This is a genomic window from Bacteroides sp. An279 (assembly GCF_002159615.1).
In the GTDB taxonomy this organism is placed as follows: domain Bacteria; phylum Bacteroidota; class Bacteroidia; order Bacteroidales; family Bacteroidaceae; genus Phocaeicola; species Phocaeicola intestinalis.
On the sequence record NZ_NFJA01000184.1, the window covers coordinates 1 to 2,114 of the forward strand.

1 protein-coding gene and 2 pseudogenes are annotated in these 2,114 nt (G+C 35.9%); all 3 read left to right on the forward strand.

Annotation, left to right across the window (positions count from 1 at the left end):
• Positions 1–99: 99 nt before the first annotated feature.
• The gene (locus B5F78_RS16450; RefSeq protein ID WP_206421969.1) at positions 100–690 is read left to right on the forward strand and encodes a polysaccharide pyruvyl transferase family protein; all 591 of its coding nucleotides are present in this window, start codon (positions 100–102) and stop codon (positions 688–690) included.
• A gap of 3 nt (positions 691–693) precedes the next feature.
• A pseudogene (locus tag B5F78_RS17915) lies at positions 694–1,072 on the forward strand (glycosyltransferase family 2 protein); the annotation flags it as partial.
• 27 nt (positions 1,073–1,099) lie between these two features.
• A pseudogene (locus B5F78_RS18095) lies at positions 1,100–1,740 on the forward strand (DUF6625 family protein); the annotation flags it as partial.
• Between the last annotated feature and the right edge of the window lie 374 nt (positions 1,741–2,114).

The window sequence follows — 2,114 nt, forward strand, 5'->3', positions numbered from 1 at the left end:
TGACGAAGATATCTATCAGGCTATCATCAACAGGGAGGAAGATATGAAACATATTTGCGACATTTATAGATTAAAAGCTGCAAGTTGAACTTGCGAAACTTGAATAATTTTAATGCTATTAGCGTAAGGGAGACAACATTGGCGGATTTGCTTCAACCTTTGACATCGAAAAAAATTGAAACAGTATTAGACCCGACCTTGTTGGCCAATACGGATATTTGGAACTCCATTGTGAAACGTCCTTTGTTAAATTGCAAGTACGTATTGGTGTATCAAGTAAGGTTTGATAAAAACACTCGGAGAATTGCGCAAGATATAGCTAATCAAATTGGAGCAAAAGTTATAGAAATAACAGCTTGGATAAATTGGAAATTCAAGAAAAACGTTTACCAATGTTGTTCTCCAGAAGAATTCTTAGGGTGGATAAAGTATGCCAGTTGCATTGTTACAACTTCTTTTCACGGAACTGCATTTTCTGTTATTTTCAATAAACCTTTTTATTGCGTCAAATTGGGAAAAGGAGATACGCGGGCTGCTTCGTTATTGCACGAACTTGGATTGGAAAATCGTATGATAGAAAAAACATCATCTCCAAATTTTCGGTCGATTGATTATCGGCAGGCGACTATGAATTTAGCTGATTTGCAAAATAAATCTTATCAATATTTGGTTTCATCTTTAAATTTGTAAATAATGGATTCTCCTAAAATATCAGTTATTGTTCCTGTCTACAATGTAGAGAAATATCTTCCCCGCTGCATAGACAGCATCCTTGCTCAAACATTCACTGATTTTGAGTTGCTGTTGATTGATGACGGTAGCACTGACAGCTCGCGCAATATATGCGATGAATACGCTGAGAAAGATTTCCGCATCCGTGTTTTTCATAAAGAGAACGGGGGGTGCTTTGGCTCGTCAACTTGGCGTGGATGAAGCACGTGGAGTGTATTCTATTCATGCAGATGGGGATGATTGGGCTGAGTCTCAGATGCTGGAGAAAATGTATGATAAAATAACTGTAAGCAATGCTGATATTGTAATTGCAGACTTTTATTATGATCTGTGTAAGAAGATGGACTTATACCTTTATACATGCAACAGGCAGAAAATGGTAGATTTCTTATATTTCACTGACTGTGGCATTCCGAAGGAAATCTATCCGAATACCAAATTTTATGAGACAGACCACACCACATACTGCAAGCGGGTGTCTGATGTTTTGGGGATAAATTTCAATCCCAAGCATGGGGCGTACAAACTCTACGGATGCAAGCCTTTCTATGGAATAATCCATGAGGATGAACTAAAAGGATATGACTATTGGGGCTTTGCAGACATGGTCTGATTTACGGTGATTTAAGTGATATGCTCAATGAAGATAATTTCAGTAAATATAATTTCATTTCGACTCATTCTGATAGAGTGGCTGGACATCTTACGGTAATGAAGAATAGTGAGAAATATAATAATGCTTGTCTGAAAATTCCCAAATGGAAAGAGAAACTTGAAATGGAAGAATTTCATGGATTGGATGAGGAACCGGATTATGGACAGATTATGCATACGATATATAAACTTTGCCTATCAGCATTGCTTCAAATATTTTTTTCAATAAAAACTGTTACAGATATTTTGATTTTGCGGAGCATGTGTTCCAGCCGTTGCATTGAAATTCGTTATTCAAAGAACGATACACAACTCCAGTACCTCGGCAGGAGGCTCCATATTATTATGATTTGAGTTCAGGTAAAATCATTGTTCCAAATGGGCAATGGTACAACATACCATTCGGGGAAGGTAATATTTATTTGCATTTTTTATTCTTTAAAAAGAATATCTATAGGCAAACAGATAATTGAAGCGATGACTTCTACAAGATACTAGACGGTTTTGATTTCGAAAAATGAGAAGAGACTGATTAAAATATCGACCGAGTCAATTGAATTGGTTAAATAAAGCTCATATAAAATTTTCAAATTATGGATTGTTTCACTTTATTTTGTAAAATAATTCAAGTTTCGCAAGTTAATAGATAACCTTCTTCTTGGGATATAAAAGAGGCACAGGGATTTCCGCATATCGCAGAAAATGAGTAATTTTATAGTTGCAAATCA